The following is a 22,784-nucleotide window of genomic DNA, read 5'->3' on the forward strand; positions in this document are numbered from 1 at the left end:
AGTTATTTGAGTGCTGTTTTAGATATGCAATGTTCTATTTATAAATCAAGCAAAAAAGATGAAATGTATCTTTATATTGCTTGTCCAACTGAAGCTGATCAAGCCGCTGAAGATTTTAGCCCATTGAATGTTTTACCTGAAGCTGTTCGTGTTGCATTTGGTCGAGCGACTTTTGTGATGTCGTTAGAGCTGAGTGAAGCGCGTAAATTGGCCCGTGTAAATGTATTGCATGTCATGGATTCGATTCAAACTCAGGGCTTCTTCCTACAAATGCCGCCAGAAGGATTAATCAATCCGAACGCTGCGGCACCAGAAGGCCTTCGTGGCGCATAAAGCATAATTCAGGAGTTGCACCGTGGATAGTTTTCTTTCAATGCTCGATTCAATTCCTGAAGACAGTATTGCTGTCACAGTTTACCTTTTGGGCAGTTTGCTAATTTTGTGGTGTTGGTATTCCATTGCTACACGCCTGCCGAAGCTGTTGGGTGGCATCACATGGATGATGATCTTTGCCATTTTATTGACGCCAACGGTTTCCGAAGGTCCAAACTCATCGATTGCACCGGCTATTTTTGGCTTGCTTTTCGGTGTGTTAACGAAAGAATCAGCACTCATTTGGTCAAATTTGTCACTGATTCTCTTTGTCATGGGTGTGGGGCTTGTGATCGGTTTCTTTTGGTCAAAATATGTGGCTAATAAAACCAAAGCAGTTGTCAGTAACAATCATTCACCGCTGTAATTAATAAAAATAAGGTTTAATCATGTCTGTTGAAACACAACAATTTACGGGTACAGATCAGTACATCGCTACCGATAGTTTAAAACTTGCTGTAAAAGCTGCACGTAGCTTACAAAAGCCTTTGTTGGTCAAAGGTGAGCCGGGTACGGGCAAAACTTTACTGGCTGAACAAGTGGCTGAAAGCTTAGGCTTAAAATTATTGACTTGGCACATCAAGTCAACCACAAAAGCCCAGCAAGGTTTATATGAGTATGATGCAGTTTCACGTCTACGTGACAGCCAACTGGGTGACGACCGTGTTTATGACATTAAAAACTATATTAAACCGGGTAAGTTGTGGGAAGCATTCACCAGTGAAGAACGTTGTGTTTTATTGATTGATGAAATTGATAAGGCGGACATTGAGTTTCCAAACGACTTGTTGCATGAATTGGATAAGATGTCTTTCTATGTCTATGAGACGGGCGAAACTATTACTGCATCACAACGTCCTATTGTGATTATTACTTCAAATAATGAAAAAGAACTTCCTGATGCATTCTTGCGTCGTTGTTTCTTCCATTATATTGAATTTCCAGATGATGCAACTATGCGTGAAATTATTGATGTTCATTTTCCGCAAATTTCAACGGCATTGGTCAATGAAGCATTACAAGTTTTCTTCAAATTACGTCAAGTTCCGGGTCTAAAAAAACCACCATCAACTTCTGAATTGATTGACTGGTTAAGCTTGCTCATGGCTGATGATATGCCAGAAGATGTACTGCGTAATCATGATAAGTCTAAAGCCATTCCACCTTTATATGGCGCACTCATTAAAAACGAACAAGATGTACAGTTGCTTGAGCGTTTAGCCTTTATGTCGCGTCGCTAAAGGAGAGACACGCATGTTTGTGCGCTTGTTTTATACCTTACGCAAATACGGTGTTCCCGTCTCGACGCGTGAACTGATTGACCTGAATGAAGCTGTTGCTTCAGGCTTGGTCTTTGCCGATCAAGAAGAGTTCTATCAACTCGCCAAAACTATTATGGTGAAAGATGAACGCTTCTTTGACAAATTTGACCGAGGCATGAAGGACTATTTTGATGGGATTTCAACTTTTGATTTAGATGATTTACTGAATAAAGTTCAAAATTTACCGAAAGACTGGTTTGATTTAGAGCTCTTAGAAAAGCATCTAACTCCTGAGCAGCGTGAAGAATTAAAGAAAGCCGGTTCATTAGAAGAACTCATGAAAATGCTGGAAGAACGTTTGCGCGAGCAGCATAAGAAACATCAGGGTGGAAACAAGATGATCGGCACTGGAGGAACGTCTCCATTTGGTGCTTATGGTGATCATCCTGAAGGGGTGCGTATTGGTGGGCCAGGACGTAAACGTTCTGCTGTAAAAGTTTGGGAACAACGTAAATATCAGAATTTGGATGATGATCAAATTCTCGGAACGCGCCAAATGCAGATGGCATTGCGTCGTTTACGTAAATTTGCCAGACAAGGTGCGGCTGAAGAGTTAGACATCGACGGTACAATTCGTGAAACCGCGAAGCAAGGCATACTCGATGTGCAGCTCGTGCCTGAACGTCGTAATCGTATTAAGGTGCTGATGTTGTTTGATGTGGGTGGATCGATGGATTCACACATTGCACAATGCGAAAAACTGTTTAGTGCAGCGAAAACTGAGTTTAAAACCTTAGAGTATTTCTATTTCCATAACTGTTTGTATGACTATGTTTGGAAAGACAATGTACGTCGCTCAAGTACCCGTATGAATACGTGGGATTTATTCAATACCTATGGACGCGACTATCGTGTAATTGTGGTTGGGGATGCTTCTATGGCACCTTATGAACTCAATTCTGTGGGTGGTTCGGTTGAATATATGAATGATGAAGCAGGCAATGTCTGGCTACAGCGTTTACGCAATCATTTTGAAAAAACAGCATGGTTGAACCCAGAAGAAGATCGTTATTGGCATTACACTCATACGATTGGTTTGATTAAGCAAATTTTTGAAGACCATATGTACCCAATGACCCTCAAAGGCGTTGAGGATATGACCAAGTATTTAGCACGATAAAGCTGGAAAGAAAGCACATTTTAAGAATAAGGATCATAAAAAATGGATCATCAAATTAATGGTATTGCTTTGCCTAATGAAGCGGGCTTTTTTGGGAAATATGGTGGTCAGTTTATTCCACCTCACTTAAAAGCGGCAATGGATGACATTAAAGTCGCTTACGAGCAAATTCGTGTAACAGAAGAATTTCAAACTGAACTTGCTGAACTGTTTGCACACTATGTTGGTCGTCCAAGTCCGTTGTTTTATGCAAAACGGTTATCTGAACAGTTGGGCGGGGCACAGATTTATCTTAAACGTGAAGACTTAAACCACACAGGCGCACATAAAATTAATCACTGTTTGGGTGAAGCGCTGCTTGCAAAATATATGGGTAAAACCAAAGTGATTGCAGAAACAGGTGCAGGCCAACACGGCGTTGCATTAGCAACAGCTTGTGCTTTGGTCGGGATTCCATGTGAAATTCATATGGGGCAGGTGGATATTGAAAAAGAACATCCCAATGTTGTCAAAATGAAAATCCTTGGAGCAACACTCATTTCAGTGACACGTGGTACTGCAACGCTGAAAGATGCTGTGGACAGTGCTTTTGACGAGTATTTAAAAGATCCAACCAATTATATCTATGCTATTGGTTCGGTTGTTGGGCCACATCCATTTCCAATGATGGTGCGAGACTTCCAGTCGATTATTGGTAAAGAAATTAAAGAACAAACCCATGAGCGCTTTGGTGCGAACCCAGATTATGTGGTTGCATGTGTCGGTGGCGGTTCAAATGCTATGGGGGCTTTCACCGCATTTTTGAACGATGCTGATGTGAAATTGATTGGTGTCGAACCAGCAGGTCATGGTCTAGATACCGACATGCACTCGGCAACCTTAACTTTAGGTAAACCAAGTCAGATTCATGGTATGGCGTGTTATGTACTTGAAAATGATCAAGGTGAACCGTTACCAGTACATTCGATTGCTTCAGGTCTAGACTATCCTGGCGTCGGGCCTCAGCATAGTCTGCTGAAAGATTTAGGCCGTGTTGAATACACCACTGCGACTGATCAAGAGTGCTTGGATGCATTTATGCGGTTGTCACGTGTTGAAGGGATTGTCCCCGCACTTGAAAGTTCACATGCCGTAGCATGGGCACTTCGTGAAGCTCCAAAGTTGGCCAAAGATATTAAAATTGTGGTGAATGTATCTGGTCGTGGCGACAAAGATGCAGACTATGTCGCTGCAAAATTAGGTCTGAACTAAGTTTTAAGCCTTTCATATTTACATATAAAAATCCCTGCTTAGTGCAGGGATTTTTATATGGTTTCGGCTTTATTTTTTATCATTAGTAGCCAATGCTGAGTATAAGTTCATGATTGTACACGTAAAAATTAAAACTTAACCTGAAATATACTGTTGTAGTTGCTCAATCAGTTTCTTTTGATCATCCATTGCCGCTTTCACCAAGTCACCAATAGAAATGAGTCCCAATAATTTATCTTGCTCAACAACAGGCAAATGACGAAGGTGGCGGTCTGTCATCAGGTCTAAACATTCTTCAACCGTAACTGCTGTTGTTACGGTCAGTACCTTTGCTGTCATAATTTCATTGACTGTGGTTTGTTTTGAAGTACGTTCCATCAACATGACTTTGCGCATGTAGTCACGTTCGGACAATATACCTACAACGCGTTCTTCTTGTGTAACCACAAGCGCACCAATGCCTTTATCTGCCATAAGTGAAATTGCTTCAAGAACCGTGGCTTCAGGGCTGATGGTGTAGATTGCTTGATGTACTTTATCTTTTAATACTTGAGCAACATTGGTCATAGGGCATATCCTCGGTTGTGGTTATTGTTTTATATTTAAATTAGCGCGATTTAAAAAAAAAGCAAATACTTTACAGTCATAGCTCTCAATAAAATAACAAGTTAATTACGTCTTATTGTTCTTAATGAGCCTTAAGCTGGCGACAGAATACGGTCATTGAAGAAAAAGTGGCGCATTTGAGACGTGCTGAGCTTCATGCGCTTTGTTCCGTTACATAGCGCTGGTGTGACTTTTAAACGTGACAGAGTAGGCAGTAATGCGCTCTGGAAATCCTGCGGCGTGATTTTTTTAGGAATATAGTTTGGCCAGTGCAATTGAGCATATTGGTGTGCGTGTAAACCATTGAGCCAAAAAGGAAAAACATAGTCATCGTGATCTGAGGTCATCGCCCAGCCTTGCTGTTCAGCGTTGTAAAGCCCCCAAAGAATACCGCAGTACATCATGCCTCTTAGAATATTGATTTTTAAATATAAATGATTTGAAATCGGTTGTAGTTTCAAAATTTTGTACATAGCGTTATGTCATTAAGGAACATGACGCTATTTTAAATAATTAAGATGAAAGTTCAGTGTAAGCTTTGCATAACTATGTAAATAAATATGTCATATCAAAATGTTAGGTTCAAAAAAAACGCCACCTAGGTGACGTTTTATTATGCTTTCATGGTGGCAAGCTGTTGCCAGTATTGTGCTTTCAGCGAGTCACGTTCTACGCGGAAACCTTGATAATAAAGTTCTGCCAAAAATAGTGCTGCTTTACCGTGTCCAGCGCGTGCAACGCTTTCTAACTGTTGTACTGCTTCTACGAAGTTCATTTGTGATTGAATGGTGTTTACTGCATCCGCATACGCATGTTCTAAGTCATGATGAGAGATTTGTTGAATCATATTAAGCTCCTTGTTCTAATTATGATCACTTAAAGGTATTTTTACCTTTAGATATAAATATCACGCTAATGTTAAATATTTATTACAAATTGCTGGAATTGTCAAATATATTGTCGAGTATTCTTCATCTTATTTTGTTTACATGATTAAACAATGAACAATCAAAAGATTGAATATGATAATAAAACAGGAAACTGTATTTTATAAGGAGAATAACATGACAAATACATTAGACGGTTTTGATTTTGATATGCCTCCAACTGTTTCTCAAATTGTAGCGTTGGCGCAATATCACCGAACACTATTAGATGAAGCAGTTTTTCATCAAGAAATTCATCTTGGTGATTTTTGTTTGGCACAACGTAAACGAGTTTATGATTTCACACGTCAGCTTGATGAAAATCAACGGGCTGATTTTTATGAAACATACAATGGAGAGCTAAGACGTATTGCAGATGACGATCCTGCACACCCTGCAGATGCAGAAAATGGTGTTGGGGCTTTCGCCATTATGATTGCATTGGGGGTAATTGCCTTAGTGCTCTATTTTGCAGTTATTCGTAGCATTGTTGGTTAGACTTCTGCTTTACAAACAATCTGACTTGCTGAAATTATGTCCTCTTTAGTATTAATGGGGGCATTTTTCAGCATTTCAACTTGTGATTATGCAATTCGCTACTTACACTAGTTTCACTAGAGGTAGGTTATGCACATTGCGATCCAAAAAATTCTTAAATTAAAATCACAGATTACACTTGTACAAATTTATAATGGTTTGATGGCGTCGATCATTATGCATATTGTCATTTTATCGAGTATCGCTTTATCTCGGCCCATTTCCCCAAACCAATTTGAAAATGTAAGTCGCTTATCTCATCAAGCGACTTTCCCAGAAACACAAGAGATGGCTCAAGATCTGGTTTTGGAAAACCAGATTTCCTATATTGATTACTTTAGATTAATGCAGGCTCATCAGTTTGAGCAGAATCGGGCGAAGCAGCTTCCGGCATTGGCTCCGGAGGTTCAATAATCGCAGGAATTTGATCAGGATGCGGCATGCTTTGCTTAATATTCGGGTCAAGATTCAATTCTAAAATATGTCGAAGTTGCTCTTTATCTAAAGCATTACTGACAATCACAAGGGTAAGACTTTCAGGGTGAATGTGTTTACGTATCGCATTTTGGACATCTAAAGGCGTGATCTCAGCTAAACGTTTTGGGTAGTCTGCTAAATAATTCGCATCTTGTTGATAAAACCCTATGGACCCCAGTTGTGCATTGATGTTTGCATTGCTGCTATAGCTGTTGGGTAGGCTGCGTAACATACCGGCTTTAGTTTCTTCTAACTGCTGTGCATCAATTGGTTGATGGACAAAGTCAACTAGGGCTTTATGCGCCACTTGTATGCTGTCCATGAGCTGATCTTGCTGGGTTGAATAACTTAGACTAAAACTTCCAGCCGCTTGGCTAAATGTAAAAGCACTGTTTGCTCCATAGGTGTATCCACGCTTAACGCGTAGTTCTTTCATTAAAATGGAGCTAAATCCACCCCCACCCAACATACGGTTAGCTAGTTCGAGCGCCAAACGATCCTGATTATCCCGCGTGGTTGATAGATGTCCCATGGTGACATGGGCTTGAGTTGAATTAAACAGAATGTGTTGAATATCAAAGTTAGGTTTATCTTGCGGTACAGCAAGTGGCTTTGCTGCTTCACCTTGTGGGAGGGCTGCACTTATTCGTTCAGCCAGTTTCTGTGCTTGTTTCACACTGAGTTGGCCTGTCAGTGCAATATTCATATTTTGACTAACCAAAAACTCATCTCTGAATTTTTTTAAGTGCTGAGTCGTAATTTTTTTAATACTGCCATTGGTTCCTGTAATCGGTTCCGCATAAGGGTGCGAACCGTAGAGCGCGCGATAAAAGCGAATACTCATCAATCGACTAGGGCTTTCTTTCAACTGCTTCTGGCCCACTTGGGTATTGCTCACCATCAAATTAATACTGTTATTTTTAAAAGTAGAGTCTTTTAATACTTCAAGCATGGTACTCACTGCAGCATCTAGTTTTTTAGGGTCAGACAATGAACGCAGTCGAACCACAAACATGTCACGGTGTGCAGCTACACTAAAACGAGCCCCGACTTGTTCAAAGGCATTCGCGATTTCAACCGCATCATGTTGCGTAGTGCCTTCATCGATGAGTTGTGCTGCCATATTGGCAACGCCATATAGTCCTTTTTCTACTTCTATATCTCGTGCAGAGCCTGCATTAAAGGTAAGTTGAATATCCACCATGGGTAAGGCGGGTGACTCAACAAATAGACTTCGAACTTTGTATTTGTTTTTAAGTTCGTGTACATGTGGTGCTGTATAAAAGTCGCTGGCTTGAACTTGTTTTAAGCTTTGTAGAGAAGCAACAGACTGTAATGTACGTGGGTCATCATTGCTAATACTGCTTGTACTTACATCTGCAATTACATTGGTAGTGCAAAAGGTAGACATGGTAATAAATAATAGGTGAAAGATGGTCTTTTGATTTTTCATTATTTTGTGGCCTTCTTTTCTGGTTGAAGGTACAACGTACTTAAGTTATTACGAACAAAAGCAGTTTGAGCAACGTGCTGAATATCTTCAGGTGTAACCGCTTCAAAATGCTGTGGAAGCTGATCCATCAGTCGATAATTCAAGCCATTCACGGCTAAGTTTCCAATCATCTTTGCTTGCCCGATAATGTCATCTTGACCATAAATTAAGTTTGCAACGAAGCGTGTACTTATCCGTTCTAGCTCTTGTGGTTGAACAAGTTCTGTTTGGAGTCGCTCAATTTCATGTTCAATGGCTTTTTGTAGTTCGGGAAGTTCCACGCCAGTGACAGGAAGTGCGGAGATACTAAATAGACTGTCTCCACGGTTATAAGGGTCATAACTGACACTCAGTGCGGTCGCTAATTTTTTGTCGCGTACAAGGCGCTGTTGTAATCGAGAGCTGATCCCGCTATCTAACAAGCTTCGAATAAGTGTGAGCGCGTAAACATCTTCTGGATTGGCTGTTGTTGCAAGTGATTTGACATTCCAAGCCATATATAAATTGGGCACTTCAACATTGGTATTTTGTTCCATGTGACGGTAACCAATGTTTTCAAACTCAGTCACATCATTGCGTACAGGTGTTGGATGACTTTTGATGTCGCCAAAGTATTTTTGAACTTGTCGGAGCGCGGATTCTGCATTGACATCACCCACAATCACCAAGATCGCATTGTTTGGGCTATACCATTTTTGATACCACTGTTTGACATCATCTAGACTTATATTTTGCAAGTGTTTCATGTGGCCAATGACGGGTTGACGATAGTGACTTGTGGGATACGAAATCCATTTGAAACGTTCGAAAGCGAGTGAGCGTGGGTTGTCATCGGTACGCAGGCGCCTCTCCTCCATCGCCACTTTAATTTCAGGGTCAAAGTCTTGTTTCCGTAGTAAGAGATTGCGCATACGATCGGCTTCAAGTTCTAAAGCCATCGGAAAGTAAGTTTTGGGATAAAGCTGATAGTAATTGGTGTAATTGGTAAATGTTGCAGCATTTACTGTACCGCCATAGATTCGACTTAAGCGACTGAATTCGTCATTGGGAACTTTGGATGTGCCTTTAAACATCATGTGTTCCAGCACATGCGAAATACCCGTTATATTTCCAGACTCGTCGGTGCTGCCGACTTTGTACCAAATTTGGGTCATGACCATTGGGGAGCGGTGATCTTCACGGATAATCACCTGCAAGCCATTGCTTAAAGTAGTTTCAAAACTACTGCGGGTAAGTTCACTGCGTATTTGTGCATGGGTAGTTATAGGTAAACAAAGTAGAGTTAAACCCAGTGCAACTAATCTTTTTTTATAAGAATGCGTGACTAATAAGTGGTGCATATAAAATTTGGGCTCAGGTTGAAGTGAAGTTAAAGCATTTCAATAAATAACCATTCTTAAGAAAAATGCGAAGTAGATCAAGCGCCAGAAGTATTGATTTGTTAAGTGTTTACATAAAGTATTGTTGCTAAGCGAAAGCCTATCTTTTATGGTAGAATCCGTCTTTTTTAACGCAGTGCTTTTCAAGGATTCGGCATGCAACAGCAATCTAATGAGCAGAACAAATTTTTGATTGATGCTGATATCGGGGATGACGATGTCACACTACCAAGTTTACCTGTGGTCAATGTGCCAATCGTTGAAACAAAAGAGCAAACAGTTGTTAGTTCAGTTGTGGTTGCTGAAACAAGTGCAGAAGAAGCAGATACATCTGTAAAAGGCGGTTTCTTTAGTCGCATGAAAGAAGGGTTAACCAAAACCCGTAAAAACCTTGCCGATGGTATGGTCAATATTTTGATCGGCGGTAAGGAAATTGATGATGAACTGCTTGAAGAAGTTGAAGAACAGCTTTTAGTAGCCGACATTGGTGTAGATGCAACGAAAACCATTATTGCTAACTTGACTGAACGTACTGCACGTGGCGATTTAATTTACTCGCACTCGCTCTATAAAGCGCTTCAAGAAGAGTTGGTCGCTTTACTTGCACCACGTGTGAAATCTTTACACATCGATCCGAACAAAACGCCTTATGTGATTTTGGTGGTGGGTGTAAACGGTGTGGGTAAAACCACAACCATTGGTAAATTGGCAAAACGCTTACAAGGTGAAGGCAAGAAAGTGATGCTTGCTGCGGGGGATACTTTCCGTGCGGCAGCGACTGAGCAGCTTCAAATTTGGGGTGAACGTAATAATATTGCCGTAGTCGCACAAGGCCATGGTGCTGACAGCGCTTCCGTAATTTTCGATGCGTTTGAAAGTGCGCGTGCGAAAGGTGTTGATGTCTTGATCGCAGATACCGCAGGTCGTTTACATAATAAAGGTCATCTCATGCAAGAGTTGACCAAAGTAAAACGTGTCATGCAAAAAATTGATGCGACTGCGCCACACGAAGTTATGTTGGTGGTCGATGCAGGAACGGGTCAAAATGCGATTAATCAAGTAGAAATGTTTGATGAGGCAGTTGGCTTGACAGGCCTGACGATTACTAAACTCGATGGTACTGCGAAAGGTGGTGTACTATTTAATATTGCCAGTCGTACGCATGTTCCAATTCGCTTCATTGGTGTCGGTGAGAAAATTGACGACTTACGTCCTTTCTCTGCAAAATCCTTTGTTGCTGCTTTGTTCGAAACAGAGAAATAAGATTGAACAGCACAATTTTAAAGTGTTAGATCAGTCACATAAACTCCGCTAAATGCGGAGTTTATTTTTTGATTCAATTTGTTTGTTTTAAAAACAAACATTTAGAAATCACGTAATGAATATAAGTGATTCTCCTGCGATTACACTAGCGCCTAACACAATAGGCATCACTGTACATTTTGGGGAACACGGTATGGCTTTATTACATAAAATTGGACAAGTTCTAACAACTGACTTAACCAAAGACTTAAAATTTAAAAAAAATCACGAAGAAGACCTAAAACAAACTACATTTATCGATCAACTAAAAAAGCGACGTAGTATTTATGTTTTAGGGAAGCGTGTACATTTAAGTCAGGTGTATTTAGCTGAATTGATCCAAGAGGCTGTGCGAAGTTGCCTTCGGCACATAATTCACAAAGTACTTGTATTGTGATTTTAATGGGCGATTCACATCATCACTTTTGGAATGTCGTAAAAGAAGTGCAGCGCAAGTTAGTCCCCGCGTATATTTTTGCTGGTGTAGAACTGAAGGTTGATCAATGCTCGGCAGGATTTGGTACAGTTCTATTCTATGAAGATCAGCAGATCATTCAAAAATTACAAAAGAAAATTCCTTTTGATGCGGCAGAATTTCCAGTTTGGTCAGAGCAAGTTTCAGGTATGGCCCAATATGCTGTATGGACTTGTCTAGCAGATGCAGGTTTGGGTGCGTCATTACAACATTATAACCCGAGTATTGATGCTGATATCTCCAAGGTTTTTGAGATTCCAAAACATAGGCTGTTACGTGCGCAATTGGTCTTTGGTTCGATAGAGGAAAAAGCCGCTGAAAAAGAATATTATAAAGATGAAGAGCGCTTTATGATTTATGCATAATGACACGGAATAATCTTTAGTGGTTTCTAGATCAAGTTTTGTAATGTTATGGCATATTGTTCTATTTTTAAGACACTATGTCGCTGAATTAAGCATGTTCAAATTTGAAATTATAGCTATGATGAGTATGAATCTGCATATAACAAGATCGTGAGATCGCTGAGGAAAATAACATGTCATTTTTAGACCACATCAAACAACGTCGTACCATTTATGCTGTTGGTAAAAATGTAGCATTAACACCAGAACAAATTGAATCTGTAATTAAAGAAGCGGTAAATCTCAGTCCTTCTGCATTTAACTCACAGACTTCTCGTATTGTGACTTTGTTTGGTGAGTCGCATTTGCAGTTTTGGAATATCGTGCGTGAAACTTTACGTAAAATTGTTCCAGAAGCTGCTTTTGAAGGTACAAATACCAAAATTAATAGCTTTGCTGCAGGCTATGGTACGGTTTTATTTTACGAAGACCAAGACGTTGTAAAATCATTGCAGGAACAATTTGCGCTTTATGCGGATAATTTCCCAGTGTGGTCTGAACATTCTTCTGCAATTGCTCAATTTGCCGTATGGACTGCGTTATCTGAACAAAATATTGGTGCGTCATTACAGCATTACAATCCAATCGTAGATGCTGAGATTGCAGAGATCTTCGATATCCCTGCGAATTGGAAACTTCGTGCACAACTTGTTTTTGGTTCGATTGAAGCACCTGCGGGTGAGAAAACATTTATGGCGGAAGCGGATCGCTTTAAAACATTCAATTAATAATTGGTTTTTAAAATGAAAAAGAGCAGAGTAAGTCTGCTCTTTTTTTTGTTTTGAGACTTATCTTTAAAATATAAAAGCTTAGCACTATATATTGTAGTGTTGAGTTGGTTCTAAGCTCAGAAATTGTCATAAAATTGTCATTTATACACTGCATAGTGCAACTAAACTTTAATAAACCATCGATAGAGTGTAAAAAATGACCTTACGCATAACCCTTGCAACAATAGCATTGATGTTGAGTTCTTCAGTATTTTCAGCAGTGACTATTACTGCTCCAGAGGAAATAAAAATTGAAGGCTTAAATGGGCAAGAGGTTAAGAGTCGTTTATTTAGTTCTGACAATAAATATAATATTGATGCGGGGGAAAATATTATCAGTGTTCGCTATACCCAATTTTTTGAAGAGCATCCGGGTATTGGCTCACACGATATTGTTCGCTCAGGGATTGTGAATATTAAGACCCCAATTTTACAAGACCAACAGTCTTACCGTTTGGCACTGATCAATCCTCCACAAAACCATGATGATGCAAAAGCTTATGCCAAGCAGCCGATCTTTGGTCTCTACAATGCCAAAAATCAGTTACTGGTTGAGCAAAAGGGCAGTAAAACTCAAAATGCAGGCATTCTTCAAAATCTATTTACTGATGCACCAACCGATCTAACTCAAAAAGCAACGACAGTGGTACAACCTGCACCGGTCTATACGTCACAAGCTGTTGTTGCGAAAGCTGGAACAGATAAACAAAAAGATTTAACAAGTTCTGGCAATGCTCAACAATTAATTAATACTTGGAAAAGTGCATCTAAATCTGAACGCCAAGCGTTTATGGCTTGGCTTGCTGAACAAGCACAGTAGCTGGTACATTCTAAAAAAAACAGCGTTAGCTGTTTTTTTTATTTAGATAGCGCATTTATATGGTAGTCAACTTGACTATAATTTAATCTAAAATGTATGTTTTGCTTTAAAAATAACCAGTCGAATGGGTTTTTTGAATTATTTATTTAAATGTACTTGCGCTGCAAATAAAACTGTATAGAATACCCAGCACACCAACGCAATGTAGTGAATAACTTGAAGCGAAGGTCTTGCTGATGACGAATCAGCAAGAAGATCATTAAGAGATTATGAAGAACAACTTGTGTGGATTTTTACTGATTGATCGATCGAAAATATTTCATTGATTGAAGGTAAAAATTACTCGAAGTTTATTTGAGAAATATTTGTCAGAAAATTGATGAGCCAAGATTTGTAGCCATAAGCTACTAATGATTTTAACTGAAGAGTTTGATCATGGCTCAGATTGAACGCTGGCGGCAGGCTTAACACATGCAAGTCGAGCGGGGAAGGGTAGCTTGCTACCTGACCTAGCGGCGGACGGGTGAGTAATGCTTAGGAATCTGCCTATTAGTGGGGGACAACATTCCGAAAGGAATGCTAATACCGCATACGCCCTACGGGGGAAAGCAGGGGATCTTCGGACCTTGCGCTAATAGATGAGCCTAAGTCAGATTAGCTAGTTGGTGGGGTAAAGGCCTACCAAGGCGACGATCTGTAGCGGGTCTGAGAGGATGATCCGCCACACTGGGACTGAGACACGGCCCAGACTCCTACGGGAGGCAGCAGTGGGGAATATTGGACAATGGGCGAAAGCCTGATCCAGCCATGCCGCGTGTGTGAAGAAGGCCTTTTGGTTGTAAAGCACTTTAAGCGAGGAGGAGGCTACTTGGATTAATACTCTAGGATAGTGGACGTTACTCGCAGAATAAGCACCGGCTAACTCTGTGCCAGCAGCCGCGGTAATACAGAGGGTGCGAGCGTTAATCGGATTTACTGGGCGTAAAGCGTGCGTAGGCGGCTTTTTAAGTCGGATGTGAAATCCCTGAGCTTAACTTAGGAATTGCATTCGATACTGGGAAGCTAGAGTATGGGAGAGGATGGTAGAATTCCAGGTGTAGCGGTGAAATGCGTAGAGATCTGGAGGAATACCGATGGCGAAGGCAGCCATCTGGCCTAATACTGACGCTGAGGTACGAAAGCATGGGGAGCAAACAGGATTAGATACCCTGGTAGTCCATGCCGTAAACGATGTCTACTAGCCGTTGGGGCCTTTGAGGCTTTAGTGGCGCAGCTAACGCGATAAGTAGACCGCCTGGGGAGTACGGTCGCAAGACTAAAACTCAAATGAATTGACGGGGGCCCGCACAAGCGGTGGAGCATGTGGTTTAATTCGATGCAACGCGAAGAACCTTACCTGGTCTTGACATAGTAAGAACTTTCCAGAGATGGATTGGTGCCTTCGGGAACTTACATACAGGTGCTGCATGGCTGTCGTCAGCTCGTGTCGTGAGATGTTGGGTTAAGTCCCGCAACGAGCGCAACCCTTTTCCTTATTTGCCAGCGGGTTAAGCCGGGAACTTTAAGGATACTGCCAGTGACAAACTGGAGGAAGGCGGGGACGACGTCAAGTCATCATGGCCCTTACGACCAGGGCTACACACGTGCTACAATGGTCGGTACAAAGGGTTGCTACCTAGCGATAGGATGCTAATCTCAAAAAGCCGATCGTAGTCCGGATTGGAGTCTGCAACTCGACTCCATGAAGTCGGAATCGCTAGTAATCGCGGATCAGAATGCCGCGGTGAATACGTTCCCGGGCCTTGTACACACCGCCCGTCACACCATGGGAATTTGTTGCACCAGAAGTAGGTAGTCTAACCGCAAGGAGGACGCTTACCACGGTGTGGCCGATGACTGGGGTGAAGTCGTAACAAGGTAGCCGTAGGGGAACCTGCGGCTGGATCACCTCCTTAACGAAAGATTGACGATTGGTAAGAATCCACAACAAGTTGTTCTTCATGACGATGTATCTGAGGGTCTGTAGCTCAGTTGGTTAGAGCACACGCTTGATAAGCGTGGGGTCACAAGTTCAAGTCTTGTCAGACCCACCAAATCTGACTAACAAGCATTGTTAAATGCTGAATACAGAAAACAGAAACATTGACTTATTGATAAGCTGGGGACTTAGCTTAGTTGGTAGAGCGCCTGCTTTGCACGCAGGAGGTCAGGAGTTCGACTCTCCTAGTCTCCACCATAGATTATAGAACTTAGTAAGTTAAAGCTTATTAACTTCTGTGATTTATCACAGTTTCCTGACCTGACGAAGGCTGGAAAAATCATTAACAGAATATATTTGAGTTGAAATAATTTGTTCATACTCGTTTTTAAGATCGACATTAACAGTGATTTATTACTGATTGATGAAGATTGAAGAAATGAGTTACTAGCGAAATTAACTGAATCAAGCGTTTTGGTATGTGAATTGAATTGAAGCTGTACGGTGTTTAAGTACACAGAGCAACAAACTGTATGATCGAGCAATCGATCTGTCCTAGTACTACTTGTAGGTGCTACGACTGTTTGGGGTTGTATAGTCAAGTAATTAAGTGCATGTGGTGGATGCCTTGGCAGTCAGAGGCGATGAAAGACGTAATAGCCTGCGATAAGCTCCGGGGAGGCGGCAAATATCCTGTGATCCGGAGATTTCTGAATGGGGAAACCCACCTGTCATAAGGCAGGTATCGTATGATGAATACATAGTCATACGAGGCGAACGAGGGGAAGTGAAACATCTCAGTACCCTTAGGAAAAGAAATCAATTGAGATTCCCTCAGTAGCGGCGAGCGAACGGGGAAAAGCCCATTAAGTCATATAAGTTCTAGTGGAATGCTCTGGGAAGTGCAACCATAGTGGGTGATAGTCCTGTACACGAAAGGGCTTATATGATGATGTCGAGTAGGGCGGGGCACGTGAAACCTTGTCTGAATATGGGGGGACCATCCTCCAAGGCTAAATACTCCTGACTGACCGATAGTGAACCAGTACCGTGAGGGAAAGGCGAAAAGAACCCCTGTGAGGGGAGTGAAATAGATCCTGAAACCGCATGCATACAAGCAGTGGGAGCCGACTTGTTCGGTGACTGCGTACCTTTTGTATAATGGGTCAGCGACTTACATTCAGTAGCGAGGTTAACCGAATAGGGGAGCCGTAGAGAAATCGAGTCTTAATAGGGCGTTTAGTTGCTGGGTGTAGACCCGAAACCGGGTGATCTATCCATGAGCAGGTTGAAGGTTGGGTAACACTAACTGGAGGACCGAACCCACTGTCGTTGAAAAGCCAGGGGATGACTTGTGGATAGGGGTGAAAGGCTAATCAAACTCGGTGATAGCTGGTTCTCCCCGAAAGCTATTTAGGTAGCGCCTCGGACGAATACCATTGGGGGTAGAGCACTGTTTCGGCTAGGGGGTCATCCCGACTTACCAAACCGATGCAAACTCCGAATACCAATGAGTACTATCCGGGAGACAGACTGCGGGTGCTAACGTCCGTAGTCAAGAGGAAAACAATCCAGACCGCCAGCTAAGGCCCCAAAATTATAGTTAAGTGGGAAACGATGTGGGAAGGCATAGACAGCTAGGAGGTTGGCTTAGAAGCAGCCACCCTTTAAAGAAAGCGTAATAGCTCACTAGTCGAGTCGGCCTGCGCGGAAGATGTAACGGGGCTAAAACTATATGCCGAAGCTGCGGATTTACACGTAAGTGTAAGTGGTAGGGGAGCGTTCTGTAAGCCGATGAAGGTGTATTGAGAAGTATGCTGGAGGTATCAGAAGTGCGAATGCTGACGTGAGTAACGACAATGCGAGTGAAAAACTCGCACGCTGAAAGACCAAGGGTTCCAGTCCAACGTTAATCGGGGCTGGGTGAGTCGACCCCTAAGGCGAGGCCGAGAGGCGTAGTCGATGGGAAATTGGTTAATATTCCAATACTTCTATGTAATGCGATGAGAGGACGGAGAAGGTTAAGTCAGCCTGGCGTTGGTTGTCCAGGTGGAAGGTTGTAGGCATGTATCTTAGGCAAATCCGGGGTACTCTATGCTGAGAACTGATAGCAAGCTGTACTTGTACAGTGAAGTGGCTGATACCATGCTTCCAGGAAAAGTCTCTAAGCTTCAGTTACATAGGAATCGTACCCGAAACCGACACAGGTGGTCAGGTCGAGTAGACCAAAGCGCTTGAGAGAACTCTGCTGAAGGAACTAGGCAAAATGGTACCGTAACTTCGGGAGAAGGTACGCTGCCGACGGTGATAGGATTTACTCCTTGAGCTATTGGCAGCCACAGAAACCAGGCCCCTGCAACTGTTTATTAAAAACATAGCACTCTGCAAACACGAAAGTGGACGTATAGGGTGTGATGCCTGCCCGGTGCTGGAAGGTTAATTGATGGGGTTAGCGTAAGCGAAGCTCTTGATCGAAGCCCCAGTAAACGGCGGCCGTAACTATAACGGTCCTAAGGTAGCGAAATTCCTTGTCGGGTAAGTTCCGACCTGCACGAATGGCATAATGATGGGGGCGCTGTCTCCAGCAGAGACTCAGTGAAATCGAATTCGCCGTGAAGATGCGGTGTACCCGCGGCTAGACGGAAAGACCCCGTGAACCTTTACTGCAGCTTGACATTGAACTTTGATCTTACTTGTGTAGGATAGGTGGGAGGCTTTGAAACCGAGACGCTAGTTTCGGTGGAGCCAATCTTGAAATACCACCCTGGTAATATTGAGGTTCTAACTCTGCTCCATTATCTGGAGCGAGGACCATGTCTGGTGGGTAGTTTGACTGGGGCGGTCTCCTCCTAAAGAGTAACGGAGGAGTACGAAGGTGCGCTCAGCGTGGTCGGAAATCACGCGTAGAGTATAAAGGCAAAAGCGCGCTTAACTGCGAGACCCACAAGTCGAGCAGGTACGAAAGTAGGTCTTAGTGATCCGGTGGTTCTGTATGGAAGGGCCATCGCTCAACGGATAAAAGGTACTCTGGGGATAACAGGCTGATACCGCCCAAGAGTTCATATCGACGGCGGTGTTTGGCACCTCGATGTCGGCTCATCTCATCCTGGGGCTGAAGCAGGTCCCAAGGGTATGGCTGTTCGCCATTTAAAGAGGTACGCGAGCTGGGTTTAGAACGTCGTGAGACAGTTCGGTCCCTATCTACCGTGGGCGTTGGAAATTTGAGAGGATCTGCTCCTAGTACGAGAGGACCAGAGTGGACGAACCTCTGGTGTACCGGTTGTGACGCCAGTCGCATCGCCGGGTAGCTATGTTCGGAAGGGATAACCGCTGAAAGCATCTAAGCGGGAAGCCTACCTCAAGATAAGATTTCCCTAGGACTTTATGTCCTCTAAAGAGCCGTTGAAGACTACGACGTTGATAGGTTGGATGTGGAAGCATAGTGATATGTGAAGCTGACCAATACTAATTGCTCGTGAGGCTTGACTATACAACACCCAAACAGTTGGTGTTGTGGTTCAAATCACTGCAAACAACTTGATTTAGTTATAAAGCTAGATACAATATCCAACTCAAATATACCTGTTAATAACTCATTTGATGAAAGTTAGGCATACACAATGTGTAAATAAGACCCAACGAATAGTCATAAACAGTTGTGCTGGCGACAATAGCAAGAGTGAACCACCTGATCCCTTCCCGAACTCAGAAGTGAAACCTCTTAGCGCTGATGGTAGTGTGGAGTTATCCATGTGAGAGTAAGTCATCGCCAGCTCATTAATTCTAAATCCCCCTCCGCTTAAAGCAGAGGGGGATTTTTTTATGCTGAAAAGATTAAAATAATAAAAATAAATAATTATTAATAGGGAAAAAGAGATAGAGAACAAGTGAAATAGCTTATCTATAAGGGCCTAAATGGTAAAAAGCCAGCAGTTGCTGACTTTTATGTCTTATTTAAAAGAGGTTACAGAGCATCTTTTAAGTTTTTTTGATGTGCTTTAACCTGTTTGGCATATTTCTTTCCTTGACGCTTCATTTTCCAGGTCGAATGGTATCCTGTTGGACCGACATTATAATAAGCCAAAGCTTTGGGCCAACTTTCTGCTTTTTGGTTATAGCTAGCGAGAATATAGGTGCCACAATTAATATTATTAATCTCTTCAAATAAATCGCCAGGGCAGGTTTGTTGCCAATAGCGTGGGATAACTTGAGTAAGTCCAATAGCACCAGCAGGGGAAACGGCATAATTTCTATAGCTAGACTCTTGTCTTATGACTGCTGCAACTAGTAATGGATCCACATTATAACGATCTGCACTTTGTACAATCATAGGTGCAATACGTAGTGCTGTTGTTGGTTCAACAGCATATGCCTTTTGAATGCCATTGGCTAATTTTGCTGAACGCTTTTCAACTGAACCGCCACCAAGTGATGAACAACCAGTAAATATTAAAGTTGTTGTTAAAATTAAAACAGATTTAGCTTTAATATGAGATGTTGGCAAGTATCGTTGATAATTCAGCAAACTGTATATCCATTGGTATAATGTCTGAGAAGATCATATTGAGCTGTGCAATTACAGTCAAGTTGAGACAGAAGGTACTATTTTATGGTTTTGTTAAATCCGTACTTTATTTAAGCTAAATAGAGGCGATTAATTGAAATTCTAGATTTTATGCTGTTAGTAGATCCACTTGCAAAGATAGTTTTGTCATATAACCCCATAGTATTTAACTTTTTTATAGGTGATTGCATGGACAAGTCAAAGAAATTCTTCTTGCTTATAACAAATAGCCTAAGCAGTATCTAAGTTGGTAAGACTTACTATTCTCCAAATATTAAATTTGCTCAATAAATCTAAGTTCTGTGATAGCGATACGTTTTTTGAAGCCCAACAAATAAGTTCAGCCGTTGTTAGATAGCATGAATTTAAGTCCAGTAATTTCTACTTTTATATTACTTCAATGTGAGGCCATAATCTTCTATTTATAAAAACTATGGCATCAACATATCTGAATGAGATGTTTTATATTATTTCAATTCGCTCGATGACTTTCCGAGTTCACGGCGTGCGATAATGAGTTGCTGAATTTGTTGCGTACCTTCAAAAATATCTAGAATTTTAGAATCTCTTGCCCATTTTTCTAAAAGCTCATCTTCGTTGTAACCAACCGTTGACGCAAGTTCGACGCACTTAAGGGTAATTTCATTACAAATTCGACCAGCTTTGGCTTTGGAAATGGAGGCTTCCTTTGAGTTCGGTTTCTTGTTATCTGCCATCCATGCGGCTTTTAAGGTCAGTAAACGTGCTGCTTCCCATTCGGCTTCCATACGATAAATTTGACTCACAATATGAGTCGTTTGTAAGTATGGGGTTATATATTGAGGATCTAAACAATCGCTGAAGATCTCTTTAATGCGTTCTAGTGAGGCCTTGGCACAGCCTATAGCCATCGCTGCAACGAGCGGACGGGTATTATCAAAAGTTTCCATCACGCCAGCAAAGCCTTTAGCAATGTCAATTTCCGCATTTCCTAGTAAGTTATTGGCTGGCACTCGGCAGTCGATTAAACGAATAACTGCGGTATCAGAGGCTTTGATTCCTAGCTTATGTTCTAAACGTTCCACTGTCATGCCAGCAGTTCCTTTAGGAATTACAAAAGATTTGATCGCTGAACGGCCTAATTTTTTATCCATCGTTGCCCAAACGACGATAGCGTCAGCACGCTCTCCTGAAGTCACGAAAATCTTTTCACCATTTAAGATGTAATCTTCACCATCTTTTATTGCTGTGGTGCGAATCGCGGCTGAGTCCGAACCACAGTTTGGTTCAGTGATTGCCATGGCTGCCCATGTGTTTTTGAAAAGCTCTAACTGCTCTTCATTGGCAACAGCTGCAATTGCTGAGTTTCCCAACCCTTGGCGGGGCATTGATAGAAGTAAAGCGGTGTCTCCATAACACATTTCAATTACACTTAAAGCGGTAGAGAGATTCACTCCATTTTTATTGCCTTGTTCATTGGTGCCCCGCTTACCGATAGCAGCACCCGCGTTCATACCTTCACCGCCTTCATTCATACCATCGACCAAAGATGCCAACATATCCAGTTCTTTAGGATAGCTGTGTTCAGCTTTGTCGTATTTTCGGGAGATAGGTCGAAGTACATTGATGGCCACTTGGTGGGCTTGATCAATCAGTAATTTAAATTTTTTAGGGTTTTGTAAATTCATGCCAGTTTTCCTTTTTATTATGCATGTAGACCAGAGTGAACAATCGCTGTTGCACGTAAATCACGATACCAACGCTCAACAGGGTGTTCTTTGGTGAATCCGTGCCCACCTAAAATCTGTACACCATCGGTGCCAATTTTCATGGCTTTTTCGGCACAAAGTAAGCGTGCTAAATAGGCTTCACGGTGAAATGTCTGCCCAGATTCAGCTAGACTTGCGGCATTTAGAATGAGCATACGCATGGCATCAATTTCGATGGACATATCGGCAATCATAAATGCAACACTTTGACGGTGAGAAATTGGTTCACCAAAGGCGGTACGTTCATTGGCATATTCAATACAATATTTTTTGACCGCTTCACATGTGCCGACCGCCATTGCACACCACATTAAATTGCCGAGGTCTAAAAATGCCGTGTAGTTGAAATCTTCATCACCTAAGCGTAAAGCAGGGGTTTGATTAAAAATTAAAGTTGCTGTTTCCGTTGCTTTGAGTCCCATAGCGGGAGATTTTTTAAACTGAATACTTTCATCCCGTCTGAGAATAAAAACTTCAGCTTGGCCATTAAGTTCAGCACTGACAAGGAAAATATCTGCACTTTCAGCCAATAGTACCAGTGTCTTTTCACCTTGAATAAAATATTGACCATCACATGAAATGGCTTTGGTTTTTAACAGGTAAGGATTAAAAGCAGGCGTAACTTCTTGAATTGCAAAGCTAGCGCGAATGCTACTGTCTTGCACAAAACTATTTAAATATAAAGCTTGTACTTGCTCAGAACCCCATTGTGTAATGGCATTAATTACACTAAAGGTAGAGAGCATACCCGCGGCTAAACTAAAATCACCTTTGGCCAGATGCTCTGCAATAAGTATATTGCTCAAAATATTTTTCTCAGCAGCGACACCACCAAGCGCCTCAGGCAAAGCATAAAAGTTCAGACCTAGCTCTTCAATATATTGCCAAAGTTCTGTTGGAAAAGTTTCATTTTGATCGGCACTTGCGGCTAACGGGTAAAGTATATCGGCGGCAAACTGTGACATGGTGTCGATGGCCATTTGCTGATCTTCTGAATAGCTCAGATCAAATAATGATTTTTCTTGATTGTTGAGTCGCTGTTTATGCAGATCCTTATTGGCTTTAAAGGCTTTTTGTGTTTTTGATAAAGTCTTATAGCCCGCTTTTGAGCCTTGATATAGCGATTTCTCCACAAATTTTCTAAGCTTTAATTGGTCAAGTACGTCGCTACTTGCCATTTTTGTGATCAGTGATAAGCCAAATCCCTGCGCCTTATTTACCATATTTGTCATTATTTTCAT

17 protein-coding genes, 2 tRNA genes, 3 rRNA genes and 1 pseudogene are annotated in these 22,784 nt (G+C 41.8%); 15 read left to right on the forward strand and 8 right to left on the reverse strand.

Features of this window, described 5'->3' with window-relative positions; genetic code table 11:
• Positions 1–24 precede the first annotated feature (24 nt).
• Genes AC5EUN_RS07255 through trpB form a run of 5 tightly spaced genes read left to right on the forward strand, consistent with a single transcriptional unit; the run spans position 25 to position 4,065 of the window.
• Complete coding sequence (locus AC5EUN_RS07255; RefSeq protein WP_004984643.1) at positions 25–333, forward strand: YcgL domain-containing protein; 309 nt, start codon at positions 25–27, stop codon at positions 331–333.
• A 22-nt stretch (positions 334–355) separates the two neighbouring features.
• Positions 356–739, forward strand: coding sequence for a hypothetical protein (locus AC5EUN_RS07260; protein WP_004697064.1), 384 nt, complete (start codon positions 356–358; stop codon positions 737–739).
• A 22-nt stretch (positions 740–761) separates the two neighbouring features.
• The gene (locus AC5EUN_RS07265) at positions 762–1,613 is read left to right on the forward strand and encodes an AAA family ATPase (RefSeq protein WP_004697065.1); all 852 of its coding nucleotides are present in this window, start codon (positions 762–764) and stop codon (positions 1,611–1,613) included.
• Between the two features lie 13 nt (positions 1,614–1,626).
• Positions 1,627–2,814 (forward strand): vWA domain-containing protein, encoded by a 1,188-nt coding sequence (locus tag AC5EUN_RS07270; RefSeq protein WP_063454280.1) that lies wholly within the window; start codon positions 1,627–1,629, stop codon positions 2,812–2,814.
• A gap of 42 nt (positions 2,815–2,856) precedes the next feature.
• A complete protein-coding gene (gene trpB, locus AC5EUN_RS07275) occupies positions 2,857–4,065 on the forward strand; it encodes a tryptophan synthase subunit beta (protein WP_010326775.1) in 1,209 nt (402 codons plus the stop codon).
• 135 nt (positions 4,066–4,200) lie between these two features.
• Here trpB and AC5EUN_RS07280 read toward each other — a convergent pair whose 3' ends face one another.
• The 3 genes from AC5EUN_RS07280 to AC5EUN_RS07290 all read right to left on the reverse strand — a co-directional run bounded on the left by AC5EUN_RS07280 (position 4,201) and on the right by AC5EUN_RS07290 (position 5,518).
• A complete protein-coding gene (locus tag AC5EUN_RS07280; protein ID WP_010326774.1) occupies positions 4,201–4,632 on the reverse strand; it encodes a CBS domain-containing protein in 432 nt (143 codons plus the stop codon).
• Positions 4,633–4,763: 131 nt separating this feature from the next.
• Positions 4,764–5,144 (reverse strand): DUF2750 domain-containing protein, encoded by a 381-nt coding sequence (locus AC5EUN_RS07285; protein ID WP_004984635.1) that lies wholly within the window; start codon positions 5,142–5,144, stop codon positions 4,764–4,766.
• A 140-nt stretch (positions 5,145–5,284) separates the two neighbouring features.
• Positions 5,285–5,518, reverse strand: coding sequence for an SEL1-like repeat protein (locus tag AC5EUN_RS07290; protein WP_004697075.1), 234 nt, complete (start codon positions 5,516–5,518; stop codon positions 5,285–5,287).
• A 217-nt stretch (positions 5,519–5,735) separates the two neighbouring features.
• Between AC5EUN_RS07290 and AC5EUN_RS07295 the strand changes: the two genes are divergently transcribed.
• A complete protein-coding gene (locus tag AC5EUN_RS07295) occupies positions 5,736–6,095 on the forward strand; it encodes a hypothetical protein (RefSeq protein WP_004697078.1) in 360 nt (119 codons plus the stop codon).
• A gap of 376 nt (positions 6,096–6,471) precedes the next feature.
• Here the strand turns inward: AC5EUN_RS07295 and AC5EUN_RS07300 are convergent, their stop codons facing one another.
• Both AC5EUN_RS07300 and AC5EUN_RS07305 read right to left on the reverse strand, forming a co-directional pair.
• Positions 6,472–8,064 (reverse strand): M16 family metallopeptidase, encoded by a 1,593-nt coding sequence (locus tag AC5EUN_RS07300; RefSeq protein WP_010326773.1) that lies wholly within the window; start codon positions 8,062–8,064, stop codon positions 6,472–6,474.
• A complete protein-coding gene (locus tag AC5EUN_RS07305; protein ID WP_010326772.1) occupies positions 8,064–9,443 on the reverse strand; it encodes a M16 family metallopeptidase in 1,380 nt (459 codons plus the stop codon). The genes AC5EUN_RS07300 and AC5EUN_RS07305 overlap by 1 nt, the downstream gene beginning before the upstream one ends.
• A 195-nt stretch (positions 9,444–9,638) precedes the next feature.
• Between AC5EUN_RS07305 and ftsY the strand changes: the two genes are divergently transcribed.
• The 9 genes and pseudogenes from ftsY to rrf all read left to right on the forward strand — a co-directional run bounded on the left by ftsY (position 9,639) and on the right by rrf (position 19,006).
• Positions 9,639–10,745: a signal recognition particle-docking protein FtsY gene (gene ftsY / locus AC5EUN_RS07310; protein WP_010326771.1), complete on the forward strand. Its 1,107-nt coding sequence runs from the start codon at positions 9,639–9,641 to the stop codon at positions 10,743–10,745.
• Between the two features lie 193 nt (positions 10,746–10,938).
• Positions 10,939–11,624, forward strand: a pseudogene (locus tag AC5EUN_RS07315) (nitroreductase family protein).
• A 173-nt stretch (positions 11,625–11,797) separates the two neighbouring features.
• The gene (locus tag AC5EUN_RS07320; RefSeq protein WP_010326768.1) at positions 11,798–12,391 is read left to right on the forward strand and encodes a nitroreductase family protein; all 594 of its coding nucleotides are present in this window, start codon (positions 11,798–11,800) and stop codon (positions 12,389–12,391) included.
• A 199-nt stretch (positions 12,392–12,590) separates the two neighbouring features.
• On the forward strand, positions 12,591–13,253 hold the full coding sequence (locus AC5EUN_RS07325; protein ID WP_010326767.1) for a DUF2057 family protein: 663 nt from the start codon (positions 12,591–12,593) through the stop codon (positions 13,251–13,253).
• 417 nt (positions 13,254–13,670) lie between these two features.
• Positions 13,671–15,208, forward strand: a 16S ribosomal RNA gene (locus tag AC5EUN_RS07330).
• Positions 15,209–15,269: 61 nt separating this feature from the next.
• Positions 15,270–15,346 (forward strand) — tRNA-Ile (locus tag AC5EUN_RS07335).
• A gap of 67 nt (positions 15,347–15,413) precedes the next feature.
• Positions 15,414–15,489, forward strand: a tRNA-Ala gene (locus AC5EUN_RS07340).
• Between the two features lie 338 nt (positions 15,490–15,827).
• Positions 15,828–18,721, forward strand: a 23S ribosomal RNA gene (locus tag AC5EUN_RS07345).
• A 170-nt stretch (positions 18,722–18,891) separates the two neighbouring features.
• A 5S ribosomal RNA gene (gene rrf, locus AC5EUN_RS07350) occupies positions 18,892–19,006 on the forward strand.
• The 16S, 23S and 5S rRNA genes sit together here with 2 tRNA genes alongside, the layout of an rRNA operon.
• Before the next feature lie 189 nt (positions 19,007–19,195).
• Here rrf and AC5EUN_RS07355 read toward each other — a convergent pair.
• The 3 genes from AC5EUN_RS07355 to AC5EUN_RS07365 all read right to left on the reverse strand — a co-directional run bounded on the left by AC5EUN_RS07355 (position 19,196) and on the right by AC5EUN_RS07365 (position 22,766).
• Positions 19,196–19,756: a lytic transglycosylase domain-containing protein gene (locus tag AC5EUN_RS07355; protein WP_010326766.1), complete on the reverse strand. Its 561-nt coding sequence runs from the start codon at positions 19,754–19,756 to the stop codon at positions 19,196–19,198.
• A gap of 506 nt (positions 19,757–20,262) precedes the next feature.
• Positions 20,263–21,462, reverse strand: coding sequence for an acyl-CoA dehydrogenase family protein (locus AC5EUN_RS07360; RefSeq protein ID WP_094148610.1), 1,200 nt, complete (start codon positions 21,460–21,462; stop codon positions 20,263–20,265).
• A gap of 17 nt (positions 21,463–21,479) precedes the next feature.
• A complete protein-coding gene (locus tag AC5EUN_RS07365) occupies positions 21,480–22,766 on the reverse strand; it encodes an acyl-CoA dehydrogenase family protein (RefSeq protein WP_171056741.1) in 1,287 nt (428 codons plus the stop codon).
• Between the last annotated feature and the right edge of the window lie 18 nt (positions 22,767–22,784).

This window comes from Acinetobacter sp. CAU_H_S170_2 (assembly GCF_058890445.1).